At 32.2% G+C, this 24,193-nt stretch carries 23 protein-coding genes; 8 read left to right on the top strand and 15 right to left on the bottom strand.

Going from position 1 to position 24,193, the window contains the following annotated elements; all coding sequences use genetic code 11:
- Position 1: 1 nt before the first annotated feature.
- From O3626_RS07265 to O3626_RS07250, 4 genes are all read right to left on the bottom strand, one after another.
- Positions 2-1,234 carry a replication initiation factor domain-containing protein gene (locus tag O3626_RS07265; RefSeq protein ID WP_371496125.1) on the bottom strand — a complete coding sequence of 411 codons (1,233 nt, stop codon included), beginning with the start codon at positions 1,232-1,234 and terminating at the stop codon, positions 2-4.
- Between the two features lie 207 nt (positions 1,235-1,441).
- Positions 1,442-3,130 (bottom strand): FtsK/SpoIIIE domain-containing protein, encoded by a 1,689-nt coding sequence (locus O3626_RS07260; protein WP_371496123.1) that lies wholly within the window; start codon positions 3,128-3,130, stop codon positions 1,442-1,444.
- Between the two features lie 13 nt (positions 3,131-3,143).
- Positions 3,144-3,605 (bottom strand): conjugal transfer protein, encoded by a 462-nt coding sequence (locus tag O3626_RS07255; RefSeq protein ID WP_371496121.1) that lies wholly within the window; start codon positions 3,603-3,605, stop codon positions 3,144-3,146.
- 21 nt (positions 3,606-3,626) lie between these two features.
- On the bottom strand, positions 3,627-3,923 hold the full coding sequence (locus O3626_RS07250) for a hypothetical protein (protein WP_013904645.1): 297 nt from the start codon (positions 3,921-3,923) through the stop codon (positions 3,627-3,629).
- Positions 3,924-4,791: 868 nt separating this feature from the next.
- On the opposite strand from O3626_RS07250, the gene O3626_RS07245 reads away from it, so the two are divergent.
- The 6 genes from O3626_RS07245 (at position 4,792) to O3626_RS07220 (ending at position 11,048) form a co-directional block, all read left to right on the top strand.
- The gene (locus O3626_RS07245; protein ID WP_371496119.1) at positions 4,792-5,142 is read left to right on the top strand and encodes a helix-turn-helix domain-containing protein; all 351 of its coding nucleotides are present in this window, start codon (positions 4,792-4,794) and stop codon (positions 5,140-5,142) included.
- A gap of 58 nt (positions 5,143-5,200) precedes the next feature.
- Complete coding sequence (locus O3626_RS07240) at positions 5,201-7,339, top strand: AAA family ATPase (RefSeq protein WP_371496117.1); 2,139 nt, start codon at positions 5,201-5,203, stop codon at positions 7,337-7,339.
- 2 nt (positions 7,340-7,341) lie between these two features.
- Positions 7,342-8,526 carry an HNH endonuclease signature motif containing protein gene (locus O3626_RS07235; protein ID WP_371496115.1) on the top strand — a complete coding sequence of 395 codons (1,185 nt, stop codon included), beginning with the start codon at positions 7,342-7,344 and terminating at the stop codon, positions 8,524-8,526.
- A gap of 119 nt (positions 8,527-8,645) precedes the next feature.
- Positions 8,646-9,506, top strand: a complete 861-nt coding sequence (locus O3626_RS07230) for an ImmA/IrrE family metallo-endopeptidase (protein ID WP_371496113.1) — start codon at positions 8,646-8,648, stop codon at positions 9,504-9,506.
- An 8-nt stretch (positions 9,507-9,514) separates the two neighbouring features.
- The gene (locus O3626_RS07225) at positions 9,515-10,201 is read left to right on the top strand and encodes an XRE family transcriptional regulator (protein ID WP_371496176.1); all 687 of its coding nucleotides are present in this window, start codon (positions 9,515-9,517) and stop codon (positions 10,199-10,201) included.
- Between the two features lie 202 nt (positions 10,202-10,403).
- Positions 10,404-11,048: a hypothetical protein gene (locus O3626_RS07220; protein WP_347112648.1), complete on the top strand. Its 645-nt coding sequence runs from the start codon at positions 10,404-10,406 to the stop codon at positions 11,046-11,048.
- Between the two features lie 212 nt (positions 11,049-11,260).
- Here the strand turns inward: O3626_RS07220 and O3626_RS07215 are convergent, their stop codons facing one another.
- The 3 genes from O3626_RS07215 to O3626_RS07205 are packed head-to-tail and all read right to left on the bottom strand — an operon-like array spanning position 11,261 to position 13,617.
- The gene (locus tag O3626_RS07215) at positions 11,261-12,049 is read right to left on the bottom strand and encodes an ABC transporter permease (protein ID WP_313790543.1); all 789 of its coding nucleotides are present in this window, start codon (positions 12,047-12,049) and stop codon (positions 11,261-11,263) included.
- On the bottom strand, positions 12,050-12,820 hold the full coding sequence (locus tag O3626_RS07210; RefSeq protein ID WP_313790544.1) for an ABC transporter permease: 771 nt from the start codon (positions 12,818-12,820) through the stop codon (positions 12,050-12,052).
- 8 nt (positions 12,821-12,828) lie between these two features.
- On the bottom strand, positions 12,829-13,617 hold the full coding sequence (locus tag O3626_RS07205) for an ABC transporter ATP-binding protein (protein WP_313790545.1): 789 nt from the start codon (positions 13,615-13,617) through the stop codon (positions 12,829-12,831).
- Positions 13,618-13,910: 293 nt separating this feature from the next.
- On the opposite strand from O3626_RS07205, the gene O3626_RS07200 reads away from it, so the two are divergent.
- On the top strand, positions 13,911-14,762 hold the full coding sequence (locus O3626_RS07200) for a helix-turn-helix domain-containing protein (RefSeq protein ID WP_313790546.1): 852 nt from the start codon (positions 13,911-13,913) through the stop codon (positions 14,760-14,762).
- Positions 14,763-14,885: 123 nt separating this feature from the next.
- On the opposite strand, the gene O3626_RS07195 is transcribed toward O3626_RS07200, so the two are convergent.
- From O3626_RS07195 to O3626_RS07170, 6 genes are all read right to left on the bottom strand, one after another.
- The gene (locus O3626_RS07195; protein WP_313790547.1) at positions 14,886-15,248 is read right to left on the bottom strand and encodes a hypothetical protein; all 363 of its coding nucleotides are present in this window, start codon (positions 15,246-15,248) and stop codon (positions 14,886-14,888) included.
- A gap of 315 nt (positions 15,249-15,563) precedes the next feature.
- Entirely contained in the window at positions 15,564-15,794 is a 231-nt protein-coding gene (locus O3626_RS07190) for a hypothetical protein (RefSeq protein WP_045760127.1), read from the bottom strand.
- Positions 15,795-16,555: 761 nt separating this feature from the next.
- Positions 16,556-17,323, bottom strand: coding sequence for a type II toxin-antitoxin system toxin PezT (gene pezT, locus O3626_RS07185; protein ID WP_371496109.1), 768 nt, complete (start codon positions 17,321-17,323; stop codon positions 16,556-16,558).
- Entirely contained in the window at positions 17,323-17,799 is a 477-nt protein-coding gene (pezA, locus tag O3626_RS07180) for a type II toxin-antitoxin system antitoxin PezA (protein WP_371496107.1), read from the bottom strand. The genes pezT and pezA overlap by 1 nt, the downstream gene beginning before the upstream one ends.
- Positions 17,800-17,920: 121 nt before the next feature.
- Positions 17,921-19,480 carry an ATP-binding cassette domain-containing protein gene (locus O3626_RS07175; RefSeq protein WP_371496105.1) on the bottom strand — a complete coding sequence of 520 codons (1,560 nt, stop codon included), beginning with the start codon at positions 19,478-19,480 and terminating at the stop codon, positions 17,921-17,923.
- A 446-nt stretch (positions 19,481-19,926) separates the two neighbouring features.
- Positions 19,927-20,793: a helix-turn-helix domain-containing protein gene (locus O3626_RS07170; RefSeq protein ID WP_371496103.1), complete on the bottom strand. Its 867-nt coding sequence runs from the start codon at positions 20,791-20,793 to the stop codon at positions 19,927-19,929.
- Between the two features lie 1,130 nt (positions 20,794-21,923).
- Between O3626_RS07170 and O3626_RS07165 the strand changes: the two genes are divergently transcribed.
- Positions 21,924-22,100 (top strand): hypothetical protein, encoded by a 177-nt coding sequence (locus O3626_RS07165; protein WP_315377469.1) that lies wholly within the window; start codon positions 21,924-21,926, stop codon positions 22,098-22,100.
- A gap of 965 nt (positions 22,101-23,065) precedes the next feature.
- On the opposite strand, the gene O3626_RS07160 is transcribed toward O3626_RS07165, so the two are convergent.
- Both O3626_RS07160 and O3626_RS07155 read right to left on the bottom strand, forming a co-directional pair.
- Positions 23,066-23,950, bottom strand: coding sequence for an aldose 1-epimerase family protein (locus O3626_RS07160; RefSeq protein WP_195227784.1), 885 nt, complete (start codon positions 23,948-23,950; stop codon positions 23,066-23,068).
- 144 nt (positions 23,951-24,094) lie between these two features.
- Positions 24,095-24,193, bottom strand: a 99-nt coding sequence (locus O3626_RS07155) for a family 1 glycosylhydrolase (protein WP_265659241.1), incomplete at its 5' end; no start/stop codon positions are given.

The following is a 24,193-nucleotide window of genomic DNA, read 5'->3' as shown; positions in this document are numbered from 1 at the left end:
TCTAGTGTTCATAGTGTTTATTGGCTTTGAGAAGTCGTAACATGGCTTTTCCTCGATCAGTGATCTCTCCGCTATTCTGAATCATTTTCATGTATTCTGTTTGGAGAATCTTGTCTGCTTCAGTGACTAGTGCAAGGGAGTTAGCAACTTGATAGGTCAGCCAGCGAATCGTCCGCTCAATACTGTAAGGCTGTGGGTTAGTTGAGAGCTTTAAGGGTTCGACGCCTCCAAAGAGACGTTGCCATTTTTCATCAGGTTTATAAGCTCCAAAACGAGTAACACCATCATAGACTTGGATTTCTTTATTGATGATGCCTCTAGCGATTTCTCCGAGATCTACACCATTGATGTATTCTTCCACAATGCCCTGAGCTTTCTGATCTGAAAACCGCAATTCATAGCGATTCCAGATACCAAAAATCTCCAAGGATTCGTCCAAGGAGATGTTTTCCATTCGAGCAATTTCATAGCGCTTTTCATAAAAGTTGAAGTAGAGTTGACTTTGACGACTTCCAAAGTAAATGGACAAGCCGTGATTAGCTTCCATGTCTTCATTATCTGTGAATGATCCACCACCTGTGATATTCCATTTCTTGATTGTGTCTAGAACAATCTCTTTGGAATAGAGTTTATCAATCAATTTGGGAATTTGAATTTGTTCGTCCTCGTGACCATAACCCTTATAAAGTTCATCCAGAGCAATATCGAGTCGCTTCACTCGAACATCTTCATAGGAATAAAGAATGTTTTGAAGAAAGATCTGCCAAGTGATTCCCTTGTCTTCTAGAAGCAATTCCAACTCACGGCATCCTTGACCGGATAGTTGAAGACAAGTTTGGTAATCATTGGTCACAGACTTATCAAAGAAATCAAAAATCCAGATATTTCCTCGTTGCCATAAGTGGGTATAATTCATGAGACGGGTTTCTTGGTCTGTAAATTCGCTAAGGTGGCAGTGAAGGAAGTTTTCACAGAAAGCATCTAAATCCTTTAATCTAGGAAAGGTCAATCGTAGATAGTCGATTTGAGCCCGAAGACTGTTTTTATCGCAATCTTGATAGTAACCAAGTTTTTCTTTAAGTTCTCTAAACTTATCAATCGTCAGTCCTCTTTCGCCTGTTTCATAAGAGCGGTAGGTTCTTGTAGGTAGATTAACAGCTTGTGCAAATGATTTTTGACTAAGTCCTGTTTGTTTTCTGAAATTCTTAATATGAAAAGGACTAATTTTGTCCATTCATCGCAACACCTCTTTCTAACAAAGTGACACACTTTTTTGACGAAAGTGACACACTTCATAAAAATTGAAAACCCAACTCCCATAAGGAATGAGGAGGGGTGGACTTGGCGTTTTTGCCAAATGTAACCCCCCTATTAGAAAACGGGGGTTGAAGTTTCATCATGGCCTAGAAACTTCGGGCTACGGTCTGCGCCTGACCTGCGGTCAGGCTTGCCCTTGCCCTTGTCCTAGCCCATGATGAACAATCGTCGCTTCAACTGCTTTTGGATAAGACCTGCGTCCTCCCTTTTCAAATTGAGCGAGGATTTCAAGAAGAAGTTTTTCTTGAAAAGGATCCACTAGAATAGCGGATACAGTCCGTTCAAAGATGATCCCTTGTTCTGTTAAGAGATAGATAATCTTGCGCAAGGTTGGCATTTTAAGATTTTGTTCGTCTGCGAATTCTTTGAGTGGTCTTTTGTTTGATTCGTTTTCTATAGTCTCCTCTTCCTCTATAGGGTCAAATGTTTCAACTGATGGTTTATATTCTTCAAATACTGAGAATTCTTCTCCTTCAAACTCCATGATCGGAATGTTAGAGTAGGCATCATAGAAGGAGAAACCTTGATCAAGCGGTACATAGGGAGAGAAAAACTCACCAGCCAGTTCACCGTTGTTTGCGATATAACCCCGTCCTTTGACCTTGACTCCATTGATTTCATCTAGCTTTTTGAACTCTTTGGTTTTATTAGCATCTCCAAACATCATGTCATAGCCTGTTGATTCTAAATGACCGACGGAGAGACGCTTCATAAAGTTATCCCGAAGAGCAGTTTTGATAAATTCCCCATCGGGCCGTTGCATAGCAAAGATGATAAAGACTCCAGCCTGACGACCTTCTAGAACTAACTGTGAGAGATATTCCATCAGTTCGGACTGTTGGCTATAGTCACGGTCAATTTTTGCCATAAGAGCTGCCCACTCGTCTACAAGAATGAATTTAGGTTTCATGTGATAGTGAGTAAAGTTCTTTCCTGCTTGGAATTTTGGTGAAGTAGACATCCGTTCATAGCGTTTTTCCATGAACTCTACATTCTCTTTAAAACAGTTGATGATATCTTCCTTACTAGTATAAACACGGCCATGAAAGACTGGAATTTTCTTTAATCCAGCAAGGTCCGAATTCTTTGGATCACAGATATCGATAAAGCCAATTTTAGCTAGTGCATAGATTATGGTCATGAGAACAACTGTTTTTCCTCCACCAGTTCCACCGCCAATGAGAAGATGAGGTTCTTCAATATAATCCCAAGATACATCTTTCATGAGCTGGAGTTTGGATCCCTTGACTTTTACTTCATCGATGGTGATTCGGCTATCAATTCGGTTAATAGCAACTTCATATTTGATAAAGCGATTATCAAAGGTTTTATTGCGAAAATCTCCATTAAACATGACTTCAAGCGTAGCTCCAAGGTTGAGGAAGCGATCTTGAAATTTATTCCCTTCTAGAATAAAACTCACTTCAATCTTGTAGCGAGACTGTTTGATATACACTTGAGGCAAGGTGATTTTTTCAATGATCTTGTTTTCACGCTTGACCTTTTTAACCAAATAGAGGTTATTCTCCAGCAAAAATCGAGAGAGAATTCGAAGACTATTGAGCTTTTGAAAAAAGAGTACCTTCCTGTAGCAAACCCGATTGATAAACCAAGAGAAGATTAAAGAAAAGAGAAGCCCAGCTCCTAGAAAATAGCCTTGAGGTAAGGGATGAACTTTTAATTCTTCTAAATGTAAGTAGCTGTAGTAACTAATAGCCAACAAAAAAGGAAACCACCAGATAAACCATGTGATTCCCTTTAGTTTACGATGAAAAACTCGAACTCTTTTTCCACGATAGGTAAAGAGTTTCATCCTGCATCACCTCCTAGTTTTCCTTCTTATTTTCTACTGGTTTGTTTTCTTTAGTTGGTGCACTTCCAGTTTTTTTCTTGATTTTAGAAGCAAAGAGCTTATAGATATCATTACGATTGACGTGGGTATGCGTAATAACAATATCTTCCAATTCAATCTCTTCTCGGTATTTAATACCTAGGTCTTCAATTTCAGACTCAGACATATCTGCGATAGTGAAAAAGAGGGTTTCGTGCTGGACAGAAGAATGAATCCCTACGACAATTCCACGGATCTCACCTGTATTGACTTGGACAAATGATCCATCAGGATTTCGTTGTGAGCGATCCACTTCAAAGATGATATCAGGGCCCTCAATGCCTCGGAAAGACAGTTTTCCAAGGACAGCTGGGACATCTAGTCCATCTGTAATGACACGATAAGTCTTGTCAGCAATTTGTAGTTTTTCTCCGTAGTTTAATCCAATTTTAGCCATGTGATTTTCTCCTTTTATTTCTTATTTTTTGATTACCAATTTTTCCGCAAAGACATTGAGGTAAGGTGCAACAGTATTGCCATTTAAAGCAGTGTCTGGGAAAAAGATTGGGTTAACCGCTTCTACTAGAGAATCTTCTGGAAAGACCGTTGTAGAAGCTGGTGTGATGACATGAAAAGCGCCGTGCTCTGCGCTGTTTAGAATGTGACGTTGGTATTTGCCTTCTTTTCTAAAAATAAATTTAGGAGCATCTCCTAAACGTTCATAGTAAGCAGGGCCAATAAATTCTGGTTTCATTTTAAGTGTTTCTGAGATCATAAGATTTTCCTTTCTGAGTGTAAAATAAAAAGAGTTAAGCTAGTTGCTTCACTCTTGAGTAATAGTGTGTAAAAATTTTGCGTTTATACATGCGACTATAGAGATCAATATCTCCATATGCAAATCCTGTTTCTTTTGCCTTAGAGACCAAATGATCGATATCTACCAGGGCTTGACTATATAGTTTAGCTAGTAGACTTTCTGAACTATCAAACATCTCATAGGTAAAGAGATAGTTTTCATAGAGTCGTTTACATTGTAATGCGAAAAAAGTTTGTCATAGAGTTCTCCTTTATTGTAAAAGTAAAAAGCTACTAAGTGAAAAAAGGAAAGAACTTAGTAGCTTGAGAGTAGGTCTATCTAATTAGATAGACAGCAGTAAAGAAAAGTTATTTGGTTGGAAAGATCCCTCTTTCCACGGTGGCAACGTTTAGCAAGGTGCTTTGCGTCAATTACCATCGCTTTCCCAGCCAATCTCTTTAGGTAGTCTTGATCATACCCAAGGGATTCTCTTACGCCCTTTGGCGAAGCCAGTTCACTTTACTATTCGGAAAAGTGCGAAAGTCCGAAATGCGTGGAAGCCCACAAGAATTGAGTCTTGTTTTATATCTTCACTTCAACCGTAAAACGGACTTGACTTTACCTATCAAATAGATTACAATAAAGGTACGAAGTTTAGTGTAGTTTGATAGTCAGTCCTCTGGTTGTCAGACGCACTTTTTATTTAATTGTCAATGATCTCAATTGGTAGGGATTATTATTTTGATTTTTAATATCGCCACCAGCTATATTTACATTTTATCGCTATTAGCGATAAAAGTCAAGAGATTTTTGAATTTTTTTTAAAAGAATTTGAAGAGGAATAACTATGGCGTTTGCAGAACGTTTAAAAGAATTACGAAAACAAGCTCACTTAACTCAGGTTGAACTCGCAAAACGATTAGGGATAGGACAGTCTTCCTATGCCGACTGGGAGAGAGGAAAGAAAAATCCTACCCAAGAGAATCTTATTAGACTAGCACAAATTTTGAATGTGTCAGTTGATTATTTAGTTGGAAACTCAGAAGCAAAATCAGAGGCATTAGATAATATTGAATTGCTTTTCCGTATGAACTCAAAGGGATTAACAGAGGAAGAGAAGAAAATCTTTAAGAAGGAGTTGATTGAATTTATGGAAGAAAGAAAAAAATTATTTAGTAAGAGTAAAAGAAAGAATTAAAAAATTAACATATTTAATGACTTATAGAGGATTCAATACTTTTTTGAGGATAGATTTTATGAATACTGCAGAAATAATTGAAGGTATAAAAAAAGAATATCATGAGATTACTTGGTTTGAACAGGACTTTAAACTTTCGCAAGAAAAGGATAAGTTGTTTGTTGATTATAGTTTTCTAGTGTATTCTGATGAAAATTGGCATGGAAATAAAAAAATTCTAATGATTAGTCAATTTGAAACTTTAAAAAATAAGAAATTAACAAGTAGTGCTAATAAATTGGTTAATAAACTAATAGACTATATTATGATTACGGAAATAACCGATAAGTCTACTAATTTTACAGATACTGACAAGTTATACAATTTTACAGATATTGAGAAGTTAGATGATTTTAATGGTGATGTAAATAAAAAGGATTCTTATTTTTCTATTAAAACAGAGTTTCTCACATTTCATTTTGTTAAAATTTCAGCTATTGAAACTAGTAGCTTTGAAATTATAGAAAATGTAGTTAGTTTCAAAAAATTGGACGATTTTATAAATTGTATAGATATTGGATTTGATCAATGGGATGACTATGGTTATCGACAAACTATGCTTGTTTATATATGGAGAGAACAAATATCATTCCGTATTAATCCTTTGACTGATGAAATAAGACTATATCTATTAGGATACAAAGAAAAACCAAAAGATATAGAAGTTTGTTCGATTGGATCTAATCACTATTATAATTTCTTAAAGAAATATTTAACATTTGATGTTAGAAAAGAATGGTTTGCTAAGACAAATGATTTAGCATTTGATTTAAATAAATTAGATTATTTTGCCAGATTATATGCTGACTATGAAGATTACGATGCTAAAGCTAAAGGGACAAAACCGCCATATGGAAAAGTTCATAATTTTTTTAATAATTCCTTTCTAAGAACTACAACTATAAAGGAAATTAAAGATGTATTTCATCCTTTGACACTATCAGGATCTAATCTAGACGAAATGAATACGGATTCTTCTGAATCGAAAATAAAACGTTCAATTGATAACAAAATTGATAAGATAGAATATCCATTCAGTGAAAAGAATGTTTCTAAGGGGAAACTAATTTTTTATAAGAGAAAAAAATCATATTTGCCAATGAATGTCTATGGAATGGTTGGTGGGAATGGGAATGGCAAAACTTACAAAATAGAAGAAATTATTAGAAGACACGTTAAAAATGATAATAATTTTTCTCAGGTGGTTCATTTTTCACTAAGCCCATTTGATAATGTAATTGAAGTTGATAACATAAAACTGACTGACGTGTATAAAGATAAAGAAGGAAACACTCTTTACGAAAAAGTAGGATTTGTATCTATTAAAAAACCCTTAATAGAAACTGTAATTAGTAAATTAGATTCATTGGAATTAGAGGAAATTAAAAACTATTTTGTTGATAAATATAAAAACAATAAGAAAAAGAAATTACTAGATGATAACAATAAACTATTAAAAGAAAAAATTCATGAAATTAATATTGAAGATAGTTTTCGTTGGTACATTCAGTCTTTAATTCTTGATTTGATTGCATCTAAAGAAAAACTTGAATTATGGGAGGAAGCTTTAGGCTATTTTTCTTTTGAGCCATGGGCACAAAATATTAGAGCAGCTTTTTGTGATAGAAATATTAAATTATCTGATTTCAAAAAGCTAAGCAAACTAAGTTCGGGTCAAGCTACTATTCTACTGTATTTAACTAAACTAGTTTTTTGTGTTAATCAAGGAAGTTTGGTAATATTTGATGAACCTGAAACTTTTATGCACCCACCTATGATCAAGTCTTTCATTAGGGCTGTTTCTGAAATAGTTAATAGAGTAGGAGCTTTTTGTTTAGTTGCAACACATTCGCCTGTAGTTATTCAAGAAATTCCTCATTGTAATGTATATAAGTTGGATTCGAATCATAACATATCATCAATTATTTATAAGACTTATGGGCAAAATTTGGATGCTTTATATAAAAATATATACGGTGTAGAACTACAAAATACAGGATATAATAGCTTGCTTATAGAAAGAGTAAAAGATCCGGAACGTCAAAACAATCCCTTATTATTTAAGACTGATATTCCTTATTTAGGCGATGAAGCTTATTTAAAATATCTGCTCCTTAATGATGAGATATTGGAGTATGAGTTAGAAGAGGATGATTAAATTTGAGAAAAGTTAGTATAGACAATCTACCTACTATTGATAAAATAATCGAAGTTTTGCCAAGTTCTATAGAAGATCAAGATAAACAAAGTCTGAAATCGTACCTGAATAACTTAGATGAAAAATATCAAGAGAAAATTGCTTCAGAATTATATGACATAGATATTGAAAATCTAAATCGACCTACTTTTTTTGATAATGATAAAGCAGAATATTTATACAATAATTATATTCGAAAGGAAGAAAAAAAAGTATTTACTTCATTTCCAACAGTAAAGAATGTCCATAATATTGATATATGCCCGATTTGCGAGGGTGTCCTTTCGACAAAAGTAACATTGGAACACATTATTCCTAAAGGATCTAAAGGAGATTTTCGTTTTGCTATCTTACCTATTAATTTAATTAAATGTTGTGTAGAATGTAACACTTCAAAACATCAAGTAAAATCTGATAATAAAAATAATAGTGAGATTAATCCGTATGCGGTAGATTTTCGAATTGAAGAATATTTTAAAATTGATTTAGTGGAAAAAAGAGGAGGGATTTCTCCAAGAATTAATTTTTCTTTTCATCAAAATTGTTTCGATAAAAGAATTGAAAATTTTATAGACATCTATAATCTTGAAAAGACTTATAATCATCGCTTAAACTTAGAGTATCAAAAAATCATTTCAACGTTATCCAATAATCCTGAAATTTTTAGAAATACATTACTAAAATGTTATTTAAACAATTTAAAGGAATCATACAAAGTTAATATGGAATATGAGAAAAACAATAGTTTTTATTGGATAGATCAAAATTATTTCGGCTTTCAAATTTGTGATAAATTAATAAATTATTGTCAAAGAAACCAAAACATTCTAGAATGCTTCAGAAGTGATATTAACCGACTACGTTATAATCCCAATGAACTGGTATTTGAAAATAATGACTTTTTTACAGAATTTAAATCTGTAACTAATCAAATTAAATTAATTGAGTTTGTGTTAAGTAATGAAACGGATATAAAAAAATATTTTTATCACTTAAAAAAATATTCAGTAGATTTCAGCTTTCCTAATTTGTACAAAGATGTGGACTCGAATAAAAAAGATATAATTGAAGCTATTCTAAAATACTATCTTGAATCTAATAAAAGTTTCGAAACTTTTGGGGAGAAAATTTCTAATATCCTTGAATAGAAGTCACAACAGAATCAATCTTTTTAAAACTAGGTGGACAATTGTCCACTTTTTTTGTATACTAAACTCAACCAAATTGGTTTGGTTTTGTAATTTATACTTTAGGGAGGTACCGTTCTTTGGATGAATTGTATACAAAAATAAGTAAGTCTACAAAACATGTATTATACCAGTATATGAAGGATAACGATATTTCATTATTAAATTATAATTTCAATTACTTCTTTCAACATTGTATTCAAAAATATAAAATTCAAGTAATTAGTCACCACTTCTCAAATCACAAGATTGAAGGATTAACTGTTATTGATGAATTAGGTATTAGTTTTTCTTATGAAAAGGATAATCCAATTGTAAAGCAAAATTTTACTCTGTGTCATGAACTAGGACATTTCGTACTTAAGCATGAAGGCAATTATTTTACTGAATCTATTGATAATCAGGAGAACCTACTAGAGCGTGAAGCGAATATTTTTTCTGCTGTAGTATTAATGCCTGACATTGTTTTGTTGTCAAAGATTTATTATAGTTGCGACACCTTTCAACACATTCAAAATAGCCTCGATGTCTCAAAACAGGCATTGTTCTTTCGCCTTTTAGATCTTCTTAGAGAATATTATCCTGAAAAAGAAAATACCATTAGGCAGGCTATCGATGCTTATATTGATGGACAAAATGCTACACTCCTCCTTTTGTTTCACGGTGTCAAAAATCAGATTATAAAGGAGTTCAACAACTATCAGACTTCTCTAATCAATAAGATTGAGCAATCAGTAATCAAAAAAGGCTTCGTGACTAGTCAAGAATATCCAGAACTTCTAGATCAAGAGAATTGGAAAACAATAAAGACTTACTGTAATAATTTAAGAATATGGCTCATTTATGATAGAGGAAAATCAATAGCTTATGTTTGGGATAAAAATAAGCTAACAGACAAAGAAGCCAAACAAAAAGCTGAATTGAAATTATTGTTAATGTGAGGTAAATGATGTACCAACCAGAAAAACTGAAAGCTCGTAGAAAAGAGCTAAAAATGACTCAAAAAGATATTGCAGATCAATTAGGTATTACCTACCAAGCGTATTCTGCATGGGAGCGTGGAGTAAAACAACCGTCTAGAGAAAAAGTAAAGCTTTTGGAGCAGATTCTAAAAGTACCAAAAGGTTATTTTACAGAGCTTGAAATCGTCCGACTATATAAGACTTTATCAGATGAAGGAAAGGATCAAGCACTTAGCTATGTAAGAAAACTAGTTCAAAAAGACCAATGTAAGAATATTGTTTCGATATCAGAAAAACTATACGAATACCATGTTTACGAAAAAATGTCTGCCGGTATCGGTTCATCGGTGTATAACGATCAGAACTATGATACTGTTTATTTTCATGAAGAACTAGCCCATGATTTTGCCTCATGGATATCTGGAGATTCAATGGAACCCAAATACAAAAATGGTTCTGTTGCTCTCATTCGTGAAACAGGATTTGATTATGATGGTGCAGTTTATGCCGTAGTCTGCAATAGCCAGACTTATATTAAACGAGTTTATCGAGAGGAGCATGGCTTAAGGCTGGTTTCTATCAATCCAAACTATAAAGATATTTTTCTTTCGTATGATGAAGATCCTAGAATTGTAGGAATTATTGTTGGTAATTTTGTACCAATGAAACTCTAACAACATTTTATTTACGTTGTTTTTCTATTTCTGATGATTATGTAACAAAGAATATAGAAATCTTTTACTTTGTAACCCTATGCGCCACCCCTTTTAAAATTTAGACAAATTACAAATGTTACAAAAATATTTCAAAAACACTTGACATTCTGTAACATTGTAATATAATAGCTAATATAAATTTAGGTGAGGTATCATAATTATGAAAAAATGGACAAGTTTAGCACTTTTAGGCTTAACTTCTGCAACTCTACTAGTAGCTTGTGGTTCTAAAAAAGAGGAAAATAGTTCTTCTGTAAAAGAAACACAGACTTCTATGAAATCTGGTCAGAATAAAACAAATCAGTCTTCTAAAAAGAAAAATACAAAAGAAACTGAATCTAGTTCAGAAGAAACAACACAATCAAGTCAAACAACCACAGCGTCTAATACAACAAGTGGTGACAAAGCTACAGATTCATCTCAAATGGTTCCTGCAGAGCTGGTAGGGACTTGGACAGGTACAACTGAAATTGCGAAAGATGTCCAAATGACAGTGGCTGCGGACGGAACGGTCACTACGACAGCAAACTTTTATCAAGCAGATGTGAACCCAATTCGTACAGCAACGACTAGAGCAAAAGCTGTTCAAGCTTCTGGTAATATCTATTACTGGGAAACAGACGAACCTGGAGCTTTTGATGCCCTTCTTCCCGGTATTGCTGGACTTGGGGGAGCCAATGCTAAGGTAAAAGCCGGTTTCATTTTGGAAGAGGGACATTATACTCCGATTGTATTTGTAACAGGTCTCAATGAAGATTTTGATTACAGCAAATACAATGATTTCCGTGTCTCACTCACAAAATAAAGACATATTCAACGCTCTTAAAATTGACAACACCCCAAAAGTTAGATTTTCCTATCTATCTTTCAGGGTGTTTTCTTATAACCTAATATACATAAGAAATCAAAACTTCATCGTTCTATTTCTACTTATTATATTGTTGAAGTGCTTTATTATATGCTTTACTGCCTTTTTGGTAATATTCATGTTCTATTCCAGATATATCTCCAAATTATTTATACTAATTCAATAGTGCTATTTCTTCTTGATACGTTCTCCATAACTCTTAATAATATGCTGGCAAATATTATAAAAATTATCCCCAAAACAATCTCCTCAAAAATTTGTAGATAGTAAGTAGATATAGTTTTCCCTTCTATCACTCCTTGAGCTACCTCAATCGATCTTGTTAGAGGCAGAAGCTTTGGAATAAATTGTAAAAAATGTGGTAAACGACTAATTGGAAAATTAGCACCAGTAAAAATTAATAATATCCTACTCGCCAGGTTTAACATCAAATTAACTTCACTTGTTACCAATATAAAACAGGAAAAAATATAACCAAAACTCATTGCTACAAAAGAAGCTACTAAAAGTACTATAAAAAAAGAAGCAATTAGGCCAATATTCCAACTAATTTTCAAAATCATACTGACTAATACTATGCCTATAGTTACCGAAACCATACTAGTCAACATGGAACTAATTGCACTTGAAAATAATATTGAGCTCAACTTCGTTTTTGAAGCAATTAGAAAACTCAATGTCCCATTATATCTTTCATCCATCAGTTGTGTACCAACACCAAACAAAGCTCCAAAAGATGTTATTAGTATCGCATTTCCAATCATCCATTTTTGAATATAATCAGTTCCGTAAATGTATCCGGCAATCAGAGAGAAAAGCAATGTTTGTGAAATTGGAGGAATTAGGTCAAACATCATATAAGTTTTCCAATCCGACATTATTGAGGATTGTTTATAAGAAAAGATGATCCTTCTGAAAAATCTTAAAATACTTTCCATCTAATACACCTCCAAAGTTGCATCAATTCTACTTTTCTTCTCTACACTGACAAAGGCAAAGTGAGCAATTATAAAATTAAATACAGTTAGTAAAGAGAGAATTGATATAACAATAAATATCTCTTTTGAATTTCCACCGTATACAGCAAGTTTAAATCCTTCCATTACCCATGTTGGAGATAAAATATATGAAATCCACTTTATATATTGGTTTATAAAATCTAAAGGGAATACCATTCCTGTTATCAAAAGTAACGGATACTCTATTACGTTCATTAACAAACGTGCACTTCTTGATAAGGTAAATGCTGAACACATCAGCATTCCTATACTAACGAAGGTCAATACTGCTAAGACAATCACAATTACTAATAAGCTAAAACTCTTAACAGCCATTATGCGACCAAATAATATCGTCACAAATATTACATTCAACAGAAATGCTGCTACTCCCCAAAGACTATTACCAAGTAGTTTGCCAAAAATAATCTTTTTAAAACCTGACGGTGATGTGAATAAAATAGGTAATGTCCCTAAATACTTTTCTCTGTTTATGTCCGCAGCTGACGAAAAACAGATAATAGTCCAAAATGAAGATAGAGAGGTTCCTAAAATAGCATATAAAGTAAATTCTTGATTGGATTTATTACTATACATTAGCCCTAAGAGAATAGCATTACACAGAGGATTAAAAAATAGACAATAGCGAAACGTACTTCTAGCTACTGCTTGCTTCATGTGTACAATAGCACTAGCAAAAATAACTTTCATACTTACGACTACCTCACTAAATGCAAATAAATATCTTCCAGTGTTACATCTATTTCTTTTTGTTCTTTCACTTTATCTTGAAGAATTTTTGTTCTATCTTCATCTGAAATTAATGATGCAATTTCTGGTAATGTACCACAGGTTACAATTTCGCCTTGATTAATGATTGCAATTCTATCACAAAGTTCCTCAGCTTCAGCCATATAATGGGTTGTTAAAAGAATTGTTTTCCCATTTTTAGCCAACTCTTTTATGATGTTTCTCAACTCAAGTGCTCCTACTGGATCAAGACCAATACTCGGTTCATCTAAAAAAATTATCTCAGGATCATTTAACAATGCTCTAGCAATCTGAAGACGTTGCTTCATACCTTTTGAGAATGTCTCTACTCTACGTTTTGCAAAACTATTTAACCCAACCTGTTTAAGTAAATCTGGAATCAAAATCAGTTGCTTCTTCCGAGGTATCTTATATAGATCCGCAAAATAAAACAAATTATCCTCAGCAGAAAGTCTAAAATATAAACTTCTTTCTCCTCCAAAAATGAAATTTATTCTCTCACGAATTTGTTGCTCATCTTTATAGATATCGAATCCGGATATTTCTACTTCACCTGATGTGGGAAGAAGCATTGTTGAAAGAATTTTTATTGTAGTTGACTTGCCTGCACCATTTGGACCGAGTAAACCAAAAACTTCTCCTTTCTGAATTGAAAGTGAGATTCCTTTTAAAGCTTCAAAGCAGTTTTTTTCCCCTTTTACTTCAAAGTTTCTTTTTAAATCTCTTATATATATCATTTTGTTTCTCCTATATATTAAATTATTAAATCGTCTAAATCATCTTCCCCCGAGTCTCTATACTGGACTCCTTAAAAATCAGCCTATATTCTTAGAGACTTCAAGCCTTTAGAGTATCTAAAGGCTTAGATGTACATCTAACATTTTAGCAACCAACAATAATAATCTCAATAAAAAATACCAATATTAAAACATTTAGTAAAATTTTTTCATATCATTGCTCCTTTTTCTTTTTAAATATTGTACAATAAATAATGAAATCTATAAAATTTGTTGTGAAAATGGGAATTTAAATGAAATCAAATCTCGGTAGAACACTTAGACAAGTGCGTCAAATGAAACAAGTCACCATAAGCTCCATTGCGGATAAACATTTATCTAAGTCACAAATTTCACGATTTGAACGAGGAGAATCCGAAATATCTTGTGCCCGCCTTATTAATATTTTAGATAAATTACATATCTCTTTAGATGAATTTCTTAGTCTGAATGATAATAATTACACTAGAACCGAATTATTTGCCAACTTAGTACAATACATCCGAAAAGAGTATTCATCACAGAATATCAAAAATATCGAATCATTACTCTCTAAACATTCTAACTACAATTTGAATCCTTTTGAGAAGACAATGATAAAATCAATTATCTATACTCTAGACAATAGTATTGCGCCTACAGAAGAAGAAATCCTTCAATTAATAGACTATCTCTTTAAAGTTGAAAAATGGGGGTACTACGAAATAATGTTATTAGGAAACTGTGTGAGAACAATAAAGTATAGCTCATACTTTCTCTTAACAAAAGAAATGCTGAACAATTATATTTATTCATCATTGAATAAATATAATAAGAAACTTGTTACACAATTAGCAATTAATTGTTTAATTTTAAGTATCGATCAAAGTGAATTTTTGAATTGTTCATACCTAATTTCTAAAATTGAGAAACTTTTAGAAAATGAATTAAATTACTATGAGCAGACCGTTTTCCTCTATGCGACAGGTTATTTCCAATATAAAAAGGGACAGACCTCTGGAATAAAAATGATGAAACAAGCAATTCAGGTATTTGATATTTTAGGAGAGGATAAAATAAAAACTCAATACGAAGAACACTACACTAAATATGTAAAAAGCAAATAACTTCTCTCTAGCAAAGTGCAGAAAGTCCTCAAACTATTTGGTACAAACAGATAAGTCCAAAATAGAAAGATCATCTATAATGCACTAAAATACACCTATTCGGTAAAATAGGTGTATATGATATTATTTGTAACCAAATTCTTTGAGGGCTTTCTCATAGGCTCTGCTACCCTTTAAGTAGTAGTCGTGTTTCATTCCACTAATATCAACAGAAAAGACGCCATCTCTATACGAATACTCTTCTGTCCTATTTGCAATATCTTGCCCAGTTAACTCAATGGTTTTCTTTTGTTTATAAATCTTAAAGTTATCAGCTTCTCCATGTTCAATGGAACCTTTATCACCTTTTATAGTGAATGCCAGCTCGTTTCTTTCACTTGATACCCAATAATATTCTCCATCCAAGGACTGTTGATTGCTATTAGAACATGCAATTAACATCACTGCCATTATTGAAAGTAGCAAAACACTTATAAATTTTTTCATATCCTTCGCCTCCTTTTGTAATATTATTTTACCAAAATAATATTACAAAATTGTGTCAATGTCTGTTATAATAGAAATTCCAATAAATGTCTGATATAACAGACATTAGTAAATTATAGAAAAAGATCTATATTTGGCTATAGTTTTACTAAATCTCTACGACTATAGATTAAAAATGTATACACTTCTATACAAATAGTAGAAAAGGACTCAGTCCTGTGCAATACAGAACTAAATCCTTTGGATATCCTATTTGTCTAACTTTTTTTGGGTCAGTACAATCTGGTTGCTAGGGCTTTATTATGCTTTATCTTACTAAGGATGATGATCTTTTTCAGGATTGCTCATAATCTGTGTAAATATTTCTTTATATTTATATTTCAGATATTTTTCGTGTAGAATGAACAAAGCTACGTAAACAATCATAAAAACAATAGATAAATACAGTATATCAAATGTACTATGTCCAAAATAAGTTGCGGACTCATAAGATCCAATAGCTCCTAAAACCAACCAAGGAATATACTTGTAATACTTAGTTACCATAACGAAGTCCCTCCTTTAATTAAACTAATGAGAATATCTAAAACTAAAAGTCATACCTGTACGTGTAGGATTATAAGGATCTAAGGTCATCAAAGTGCTAAATTCTCAAACCAACTTCTACCGCCAATAAACGTGGAAGTTAATTTGTCAAAACAATGCTATTAAAAAATATAAGGGAAAACTTTTTTGTTAAATAAGGTTATCGTTACTATTAACCAAATATAGTTTTTAGCCAATCAACTATAAGTGGTCTAAGTAATGGGATTAAGAATAGACCTACAATGATACCTAAAATAAATATTAGAGACATTTTTTTGAAGCTTCTTTTGTTCATCTATGGACACATCCCTTCTAACCTAAATAATCTATTTATTGAATTCGCTTTTAATATAACATTGTTATGCATTAAAGTCAAATAAAATAAACTATAATGTTATCGTATGTAATTGTATAAGTGGCCAATATCATAGTAAAAGGTCCTGATATAATTTATTTGCCAATGACAAAAAGTTATAAATATACCCATGAAACTTAATCCGTTAATTCTTAACAAAAACTAAGTAATTACATAAAAGAGACCCTTAGGCCTCTTTTTCTCCTTCAAACACTCTGTCACTGTCCATTTACTGTCCAATAATATAATGTAATACATCTATAAATTATTGATTTTATCGAATGCAAAATCGCTTAAAATCAGTATTTTGACAAATAACAAGACTTTAAGAATCTTAAATTAAGTCTTTGCATAAATTAACCCTTCGTCACTTATCAATTCCTCCCAGTTCTCTCAACCGTTCCTGTCCCAACTTCAACATCTCTTTTTCCACCTTATTCCATTTTCCAAATAGGCATTCGTGTAGGACTACTGCTGCTGATGTTTTGTCTACTTGCGAATCATAAACACACGATTGATCTCTTCGGTAAATTTGAACTTGATTAAAAATCTTGTCATTTTCTAACTCTCGTAAGTTATCAACTAAATGTTCTACAATTCCATCATGGTGCTCTTTGGGAGTCGCTCTCGCTTGACTTGGGTCTATTGCATGGAGCTCCTCATAACGTATCAAGGTACTGAGATAGGACAATTCTGGCTTGGTCGCAATTACTGCAAGTGAGACTTGGTAACCTCTAGTTGTCAATAATTGGGCCGTTTTTCGAGGAACTTCTGTTGTTCTCAAGGTACCCTCGATTAACAAATGATACCCTTGTTTACTCAACTCATCTACAAGATATTCAACCATTTGTCCCGCAAATACTTTGGTATAATCCACACTATCTTTGCCATACTTTTCCTGTAGGCCAAGGTAGTTCGGATGAAAAGAGCGATAACTATCTCCATCAATGATAATGATATTACCTTGAAATTCCCTTTGTTTAATACGATGAATCGTTGTTTTCCCAGCACCACTCTGTCCACCGAGCAAGATAGCCTTGGGCTGAGATGAGGTTGTTTTTCCACGAGTTAAAGAACGAACGAGTCGTTTGGAGGCTTGTTCAAAATTATCTTGACTAAATTCTTCTAGTTTCATTAAGCCACCACCAGATGAGTAGCTTGTTCTAGCATACGTTCAATGCCATCCAAATAGCCATTATATCGCTCTAAATCCTCAAAAGTTGCAACAAGATAAATCCTCGTGTTAATCAAATCAGATAAATCATCGCTCATTAGAACCCAAGGATTAGAAGTATCATCATATGAAATTTCTAGCTCATCTTGAAAACGATAAAGTTGCGCTAAGATATTCGCCCCTCGTTCTTTAATCACTTCAATTTTCAGAGTTAATTGATAATCTTCTACTGGTGTGAGCATTTTTTCCTCCCCTACGATATCGATATACGAAACATTAAATTTCTTGCAGATACGATCTATTAATTCTGTCGAAATTCGACTTGTCCCATTTTCATAACGACTCAGACTATTTCGAGAGATACCAACAATCTTTGCAAACTCAGGCTGAGTTAGGTTATGTGCCTTGCGTAACGTTTTAATATTTTCTCCGATCATGAGGGTCCTCCTTAAATTATTCCTATTATAGCACAAAAAGAAAAAACGCACCAATTTTGGTGCGTTTTCAAATCTGGTAGATGAATCTTTAATTTAACCAACTGATCTCAGTATGTTAAAACTAATCCAAATATATAATTTTATCAAAAAGAGATCTTATATTTTCATCTAGATGATGGCTTACAAAAATAACAGTTTTTTCTGTCATTGAGAATAGATGTTTCTCAATTTGATATCGTCTTTCTTTATCAATAGCATCAGTTGCCTCATCAATAATCAAAATTGGTTTTTCTTCAAGGTATGCTCTAGCTAAACTAATTCGTTGCTTCTGTCCACTAGAAATGTCTTGGATAATTTCTGATAAAGTAGTTTCCAATCCATGATTCAATCCATTAATCCAGTCTCTTAAATAAAATAATTCCAATGCTTTTTCGATTTTTGAATCTTCTATTTCTCGGCCTAATGTCAAATTAAATAAAATGGATTCGTTAAAAATATGATCTTCCAAACTAACATAAGAAATATTTTCATGAAGATCCTTGAAATTTATATTTTTTGAATCGATATTGTCATAGAAGATGTGGCCTTTCGAAATTGGGATTTCACCATTAATGGCCTTCAATATAGTTGATTTTCCTGAACCTGATGACCCTGATATTGCATACTTCTTATTTTTTTCAATTATAACATTTAAATTATCTAAAACAATTTTGCCGTCACGTTCAATAGTTACCGACTGAAGTTCTACTTTATCTATAAATTTCCTCCAAGTTTGTTTATTAACATTACTTTCATTAATCCTTTGATCACCTTCCAATTCAAACTTTTCAAATATTTTGTTTACAGTTTTAAACTCAGCGTAATTTGCTGTTAAGCCTGTTAAGCCAGCAAAGATAATTGATGAAAAATATTGAGAAGAAGATACAGCACCAATCGGAATTAATCGGTTAAAATATAAGACCCCTGCGTGGGTCAACATGGCAATTTGACTCACAAAACTAGTCCCATTTTGAACAGACATAAGCCCACCAAAGGTTTTTGAATATGAAACTCTGGACTTCGAATATTTTTTTGAATAAGATAAAATTTTTACAATTAAAAAATGAAGTTGATTAGCATTGGATAACATTCGAAATCCACTTAAAGAATCATCAATTGCTTTAACTAATTCTTCATTCTTCTCAGTAAAGTAAACAGCTTTATTCTCCATTTTCTTTGTAAATATTTTAGGGAGATTTACCATTAAAAGGAAGAATATCAAAATTGTAAACAATAATGAATAATGGAAACTAAAAAAGGCAATAATTGCAAAAATGATATTTAATGCTTGACTAATCATTAATTCAAGTGTTTCAAAGCCAAGATCTCTAATAGTATTAAGATCATTTGTCAGCCATGAGGTATAGGCGCTAACACTTTTTGATCCAAAACGTATCACACCTTTACTTTCAATACTTTTTACAATATCTTTACGTATTTCGGTACACATTTCTTGTATGGCTTTTTCACTTGCTTTTGAGTTTTGATATATTTGTAATACCCATATTAAATTTACAGCTAAAATCGCTCCACTTAAATACAAAAATCCCTGTAAATCAAAATTTACAATTGTAGAAATTGCTTTAGCACTCAATATACCATTTAAATAAACACATAATGAATTAATAAAAATCCAAAACAACCATATAGAATTACTTCGTTTGCATCTAATTAAATAAGTTTTTAATGTCGTATTCCAGCCTCATTTAAAAATTCCAAATATTTCTTCACAAATTATTATCTTATGTTTAAGTGCAACATAAGATAATAAAGTTCCTATTTGTCACTTAATACTCCTCAAACACTATATTCATTAAGTACTTTGTTATTGAAATAATTTCTTTCCAGTAATCTACAATACTCTTTGAATATCTTTTGTTGAATACTTATCATCGCACGAATAGAGCAAGTCAGCTAACCCATGACAAAAACAAATCCTTCTTGATCTCCTCCCTTTTGTATTATTGCATTTTATTTTAGCACCTCATGCATAACAAGTCAATACATAATATAATCATTTTGTATCTATTTATAATTAGATGCTTTTTTGTATTTTAAAACGATGTTATTTAAAAACATCGTTACATATTATTCCGTCAATTTTAAAATATACTGCTCTACTTTTAGCATCATAGGAATATTCTCATCAAGTTTGTACAAAAGACGGGCAACTTCATAATTTTCTAATGTGTTATCTTTTGATGAAATACTTTTGCTTATATTTCCCATTAATACATATAAATCTGCTAATAGATAGGTAGTTCTATAATCTTTACATTGTTTAATTGTAGTAGAAATTCTAGAAATTGCTTGTTCAGTATCTTTTTGGAGCCATAAATACCGGCATACGTTATAGTTAAATTTGATTGACAATTCTAGTTCTTCTATCGTATTTAAACTCAATTGGTTAACTCTTTCCTCTATTCGATCTCTAATTTTATTAAATCGTTCTATACTCCCAACTTCATAATAAAAATTAAATAATGTATTAGAGAATTGAAGATAGTTCAAATCAGATGTACTTAGTTGCTCAAGTACTCCCTCTAATTTTTGAACTGCCTCGTCTTTCTTTCCATAAAAATAAAAATCAACAAGTGTTTTTATCCACTCCATATAAAGTTTATCAGATAAAGATAAACGATGAGTCTTAATATTTTCTAATTCAAGTATATATTTTAAAGACTCATAATTCCGATTCATAATAAAAATACGTGCTATTTTTTTAAATTCTGTTAGCTCGTCCATTTTCTGTTCAACATGTTCTTCAAAAAAATAATCCATACTGACTTTTAGTTTGCGTGATAAAGCATACAAGAAGTCTGCCCCTGGAGTATATTCTCCACTCTCTAACCGACTAATTTGACCTTGTTTGCAAATCCCTTCAGCCAATTCTTTTTGTGACATTTTTAATTCTTTTCGTCTATTTTTTAATCTTGTTGCTAATAATGTACCCACGTTTGGATATTCCTTTTCTAATTGATTTTGACTTCAATATTAATTGTAATATGTTTAAATTAAAAATTCAAATATATGTTCAGAAAGATACAAATTTTATATAAATGTTAGTCGATGTTCCATTTTAGAAATCTATATCTCCCAATAAAATGAAATTCGATTTGGTATAAATAAGAATTCTTCGAAGGATCTAGTTCGCAAGATGATATCAGTGTGATTTTATATTTGGTTGGTATCTTAATTCATTTATTGATGTTATTTTTTCCTGATAAATTTCAAGAATAAGGCAGAATTCATAATCAAGTACAATATGTCATATTCGAAAAAAATATTGATAGAAATTGAAAAGCATCTGAACAGTTATACAAATCAACTGTTCGGATGCTATTTACATTTATTTTATCAAATTTTAAATACTGAAAGTAATTACATAAAAGAGACCCTTAGGCCTCTTCTTCTCTCCTTCAAACACTCTGTCACTGTCCATTTACTGTCCAATATAGTGTAATACATCTAAAAATTGTTGATTTTATCGAATGCAAAATCGCTTAAAATCAGTATTTTGATAAATAACAAGACTTTAAGAATCTTAAAATTAAGTCTTGCATATTCATCATAGCAATTACATTCCTTCCAACTTCTGAAATTTACAGTTCATTATACCATTTTTTAAACGCTTGGAAAAGCTTTAGTGAGGGAACGTATAAATTCTCACTGAAATATTATGAAATGAAATAATTTTTTCAACCCATCTATATAAGGTGAAATAATTCTTGCCTAAAATACTTACTAACTGGTATAAGAATTCTAAATAGTGAAATCAAGGAGAAATTATGTTAAAAAAGATAATATGTATAGTTCTTTCGACAATTCTTTTGGTAGGTTGTACCCTCGAATTCTGAAAACAAAAATTATGATAGTGAGTTCCTTACCTCGTTGTCAAAAGGGTTAGATAAAAGATAGAAGGATAATGATAAATATCCAGAGGAATCAGCTAAAAACTATAAATTATGGGTTAACGATGAATTAGACGAAATTAAAGATTATAAAGAGATTGGAAGATCAAGTCTTGAATTATTGGGGTAAAAGACTCTGATGAAAAGGAAAGTATAAATAGATCAGATAAAAAAATGCCCGACAGTGAAGATACAACAGAGACCAGTACTCCGACTGAAAAAGTTGATTTAGATAACTATTATAATTCTGTTCAAGCAGCCATCGATGAGATGAATAATAAAACTGGCGATACGCTCTCTATGGAAAGGACATCTATTACTCCTGGAATAAAAATTAACCTTTCCCATTAATTGCTTCTTATTCAGTATCTGAACAAAGAGCAATCATAAGTGCCCTAAACGAAACATTCTATAACGTAGCTAAAAATAATGGGGTGAATAGTCCGAGATTCTATTACTATATGTATAATAAGGAGATAGCGGCAAATCGTTATATAATGGATCCAAGTAGTGTTAAATTCAAGGACGTACCAAAAGATTAGCATAAATTGTTTATAACAAAACAAAAGAGGCGCTTAGGCCTCTACTTATTTTCTTCAAAAACACTGTCACTGTCCATTTACTGTCCAATATAATGTAACTCATCTATAAATTGTTGATTTTATCGAATGCAAAATCGCTTAAAATCAGTATTTTGATAAATAACAAGACTTTAAGAATATTAAATTAAGTCTTGCATAAATTATATAAATTAAAGATAGTAAGGAAATCATTTAGACAATACATGAATATTTTGAAAACGAAAGATTAATAATGGCCATTTACTGATAGAAGACCTTATGTCATTAAATTCGTTTAATGAAACTGACAGAACTTTTTTCTTAAATTAATTACTGAGCCAATCTCCCTTTTATCATTCAATTTGAATTTTTACTCTTAGTAAATCCATTCTGTCCTACAATCCTCTGCCGCAACTAACATTTTAGGATCCGGGCCAGCATCTGAAATAATCGTTTTCTAGGCCGACAGTTGGTTAATTTTATAAAATCCAGTGTGAAAGAATTTTGTTTGATCGACTAATAAAATCGTATTTTTAGCCCTTTCGAGTCAGTTTCAGCTTGATTCACCATATAAAAAAGCAAGACTAAATGAATCTCAAATAACATTCATTCAGTCTTGGTCTTCTGTTTTCAATTAAACTTTCCATCGCTATCATCTACAATCAACGATAGTCCAAGTCAAAAATTGTCTCAATAGAATATTATTTTAAAGGAGGGAGATCTTGGACTATCGCTAATAAACAAGAATGATAGAGGCTAGATTCCTAGCACTTCAATGACAAAACTCTTTTGATCAGCTTGCTTTGGTTCAACAAATGAAACATCTCGTTTTTGATCAAACTGGTCAGATTCCTCTAAAGAGGTAGATAGACCACTCCAAGGTTCCAAAGCTATGAATGGACCTTTATTGGTTGTAGACCATAGGATCAGATGAGGGAAATCCTTAAATTGCAACTGAATTCCCTTATCATGCTTTTTCGATTTCAAACGGATACTTCTTGAGGACAATTGATCAAGCGTTACCGCATCTTTTTCAAAAATCTTGAAGTCCAAATCTAGTGTTTTTTGACCTTGCAAGAACGGCGTACGATCTTGTACATCTAAAAGCCCTGTATCAGGAAATTGTTTTGGAACTGTACAAGTTTCCTCATTTTCAAATTCCAAATAATAATCTTCATAAGCTTCATCCGCAAGAAGAGGGCAATTGAAACCAGGGTGACCACCAATAAAGTAAGGCATCACTTCATCTGAAAGATTTTCAACAATGTATTCTGTTACAATTGATTTTTCTTTCAAAGTATACAAAATACTCAACTTAAAATGATAAGGATATTGCTCAAACATCTCTGGAGTATCTTCAATCGTAAACTTCACTTGGTGATCGTTTACAGGATGAGCCTGGAATGTTTTTTTGCGGACCAATCCATGTCTTGGAAGCTGACCCACTTTTTGACCAAACAAAGCCTTATCGTCACGAACACTTCCGCAATTTGGGAATAAGACTGGCGCTTGACCACTCCAATAAGTTGCATCCCCTTGCCAGAGGTATTCAACCCCGTCTTTGTCCTTAATGGAAGAAAGGGCTCCTCCGACCTCTTGGAATTGGACAGTTAAGTAGTCATTTTTTAATTCAATCGTCACAATCAATTCCTTTCTTTTTGTTATTGAAAAGGGAAAAAATCTACATCGAAACAAACGATACAGACTTTTTCAAAAACCATTTTATGAAAATCCTTGACCTTTTCTAGAGTATTGGATAACAAAATAGGATACCTTCAAGTGAGGTTATTCAATCACTTGAGTTTCAGCTAATTTCTTGTACCAATGTGCAGATTTCTTAGGATAACGTTCTTGTGTATCGAAATCAACGTAGAAGAGTCCGTA

The sequence above is a fragment of the Streptococcus sp. 20925_1_77 genome, from assembly GCF_041432125.1.
Lineage (GTDB): Bacteria > Bacillota > Bacilli > Lactobacillales > Streptococcaceae > Streptococcus.
The sequence above is the reverse complement of the archived record's forward strand: the minus strand, read 5'-3'. Positions and strand labels throughout refer to the sequence as shown.

What these genes read in the sequence shown, in the direction of transcription:
- O3626_RS07215 (WP_313790543.1), bottom strand. Translation starts at nt 12,049, where the DNA reads ATGGAAAGTATTTTAAGATTTTTCAGAAGGATCATCTTTTCTTATAAA.
- O3626_RS07265 (WP_371496125.1), bottom strand. Translation starts at nt 1,234, where the DNA reads ATGGACAAAATTAGTCCTTTTCATATTAAGAATTTCAGAAAACAAACA.
- O3626_RS07205 (WP_313790545.1), bottom strand. Translation starts at nt 13,617, where the DNA reads ATGATATATATAAGAGATTTAAAAAGAAACTTTGAAGTAAAAGGGGAA.
- O3626_RS07245 (WP_371496119.1), top strand. Translation starts at nt 4,792, where the DNA reads ATGGCGTTTGCAGAACGTTTAAAAGAATTACGAAAACAAGCTCACTTA.
- O3626_RS07260 (WP_371496123.1), bottom strand. Translation starts at nt 3,130, where the DNA reads ATGAAACTCTTTACCTATCGTGGAAAAAGAGTTCGAGTTTTTCATCGT.
- O3626_RS07220 (WP_347112648.1), top strand. Translation starts at nt 10,404, where the DNA reads ATGAAAAAATGGACAAGTTTAGCACTTTTAGGCTTAACTTCTGCAACT.
- pezT (WP_371496109.1), bottom strand. Translation starts at nt 17,323, where the DNA reads ATGAAACTAGAAGAATTTAGTCAAGATAATTTTGAACAAGCCTCCAAA.
- O3626_RS07240 (WP_371496117.1), top strand. Translation starts at nt 5,201, where the DNA reads ATGAATACTGCAGAAATAATTGAAGGTATAAAAAAAGAATATCATGAG.
- O3626_RS07195 (WP_313790547.1), bottom strand. Translation starts at nt 15,248, where the DNA reads ATGAAAAAATTTATAAGTGTTTTGCTACTTTCAATAATGGCAGTGATG.
- O3626_RS07255 (WP_371496121.1), bottom strand. Translation starts at nt 3,605, where the DNA reads ATGGCTAAAATTGGATTAAACTACGGAGAAAAACTACAAATTGCTGAC.
- O3626_RS07225 (WP_371496176.1), top strand. Translation starts at nt 9,515, where the DNA reads ATGTACCAACCAGAAAAACTGAAAGCTCGTAGAAAAGAGCTAAAAATG.
- pezA (WP_371496107.1), bottom strand. Translation starts at nt 17,799, where the DNA reads ATGATCGGAGAAAATATTAAAACGTTACGCAAGGCACATAACCTAACT.
- O3626_RS07200 (WP_313790546.1), top strand. Translation starts at nt 13,911, where the DNA reads ATGAAATCAAATCTCGGTAGAACACTTAGACAAGTGCGTCAAATGAAA.
- O3626_RS07250 (WP_013904645.1), bottom strand. Translation starts at nt 3,923, where the DNA reads ATGATCTCAGAAACACTTAAAATGAAACCAGAATTTATTGGCCCTGCT.
- O3626_RS07190 (WP_045760127.1), bottom strand. Translation starts at nt 15,794, where the DNA reads ATGGTAACTAAGTATTACAAGTATATTCCTTGGTTGGTTTTAGGAGCT.
- O3626_RS07210 (WP_313790544.1), bottom strand. Translation starts at nt 12,820, where the DNA reads ATGAAAGTTATTTTTGCTAGTGCTATTGTACACATGAAGCAAGCAGTA.
- O3626_RS07165 (WP_315377469.1), top strand. Translation starts at nt 21,924, where the DNA reads ATGCCCGACAGTGAAGATACAACAGAGACCAGTACTCCGACTGAAAAA.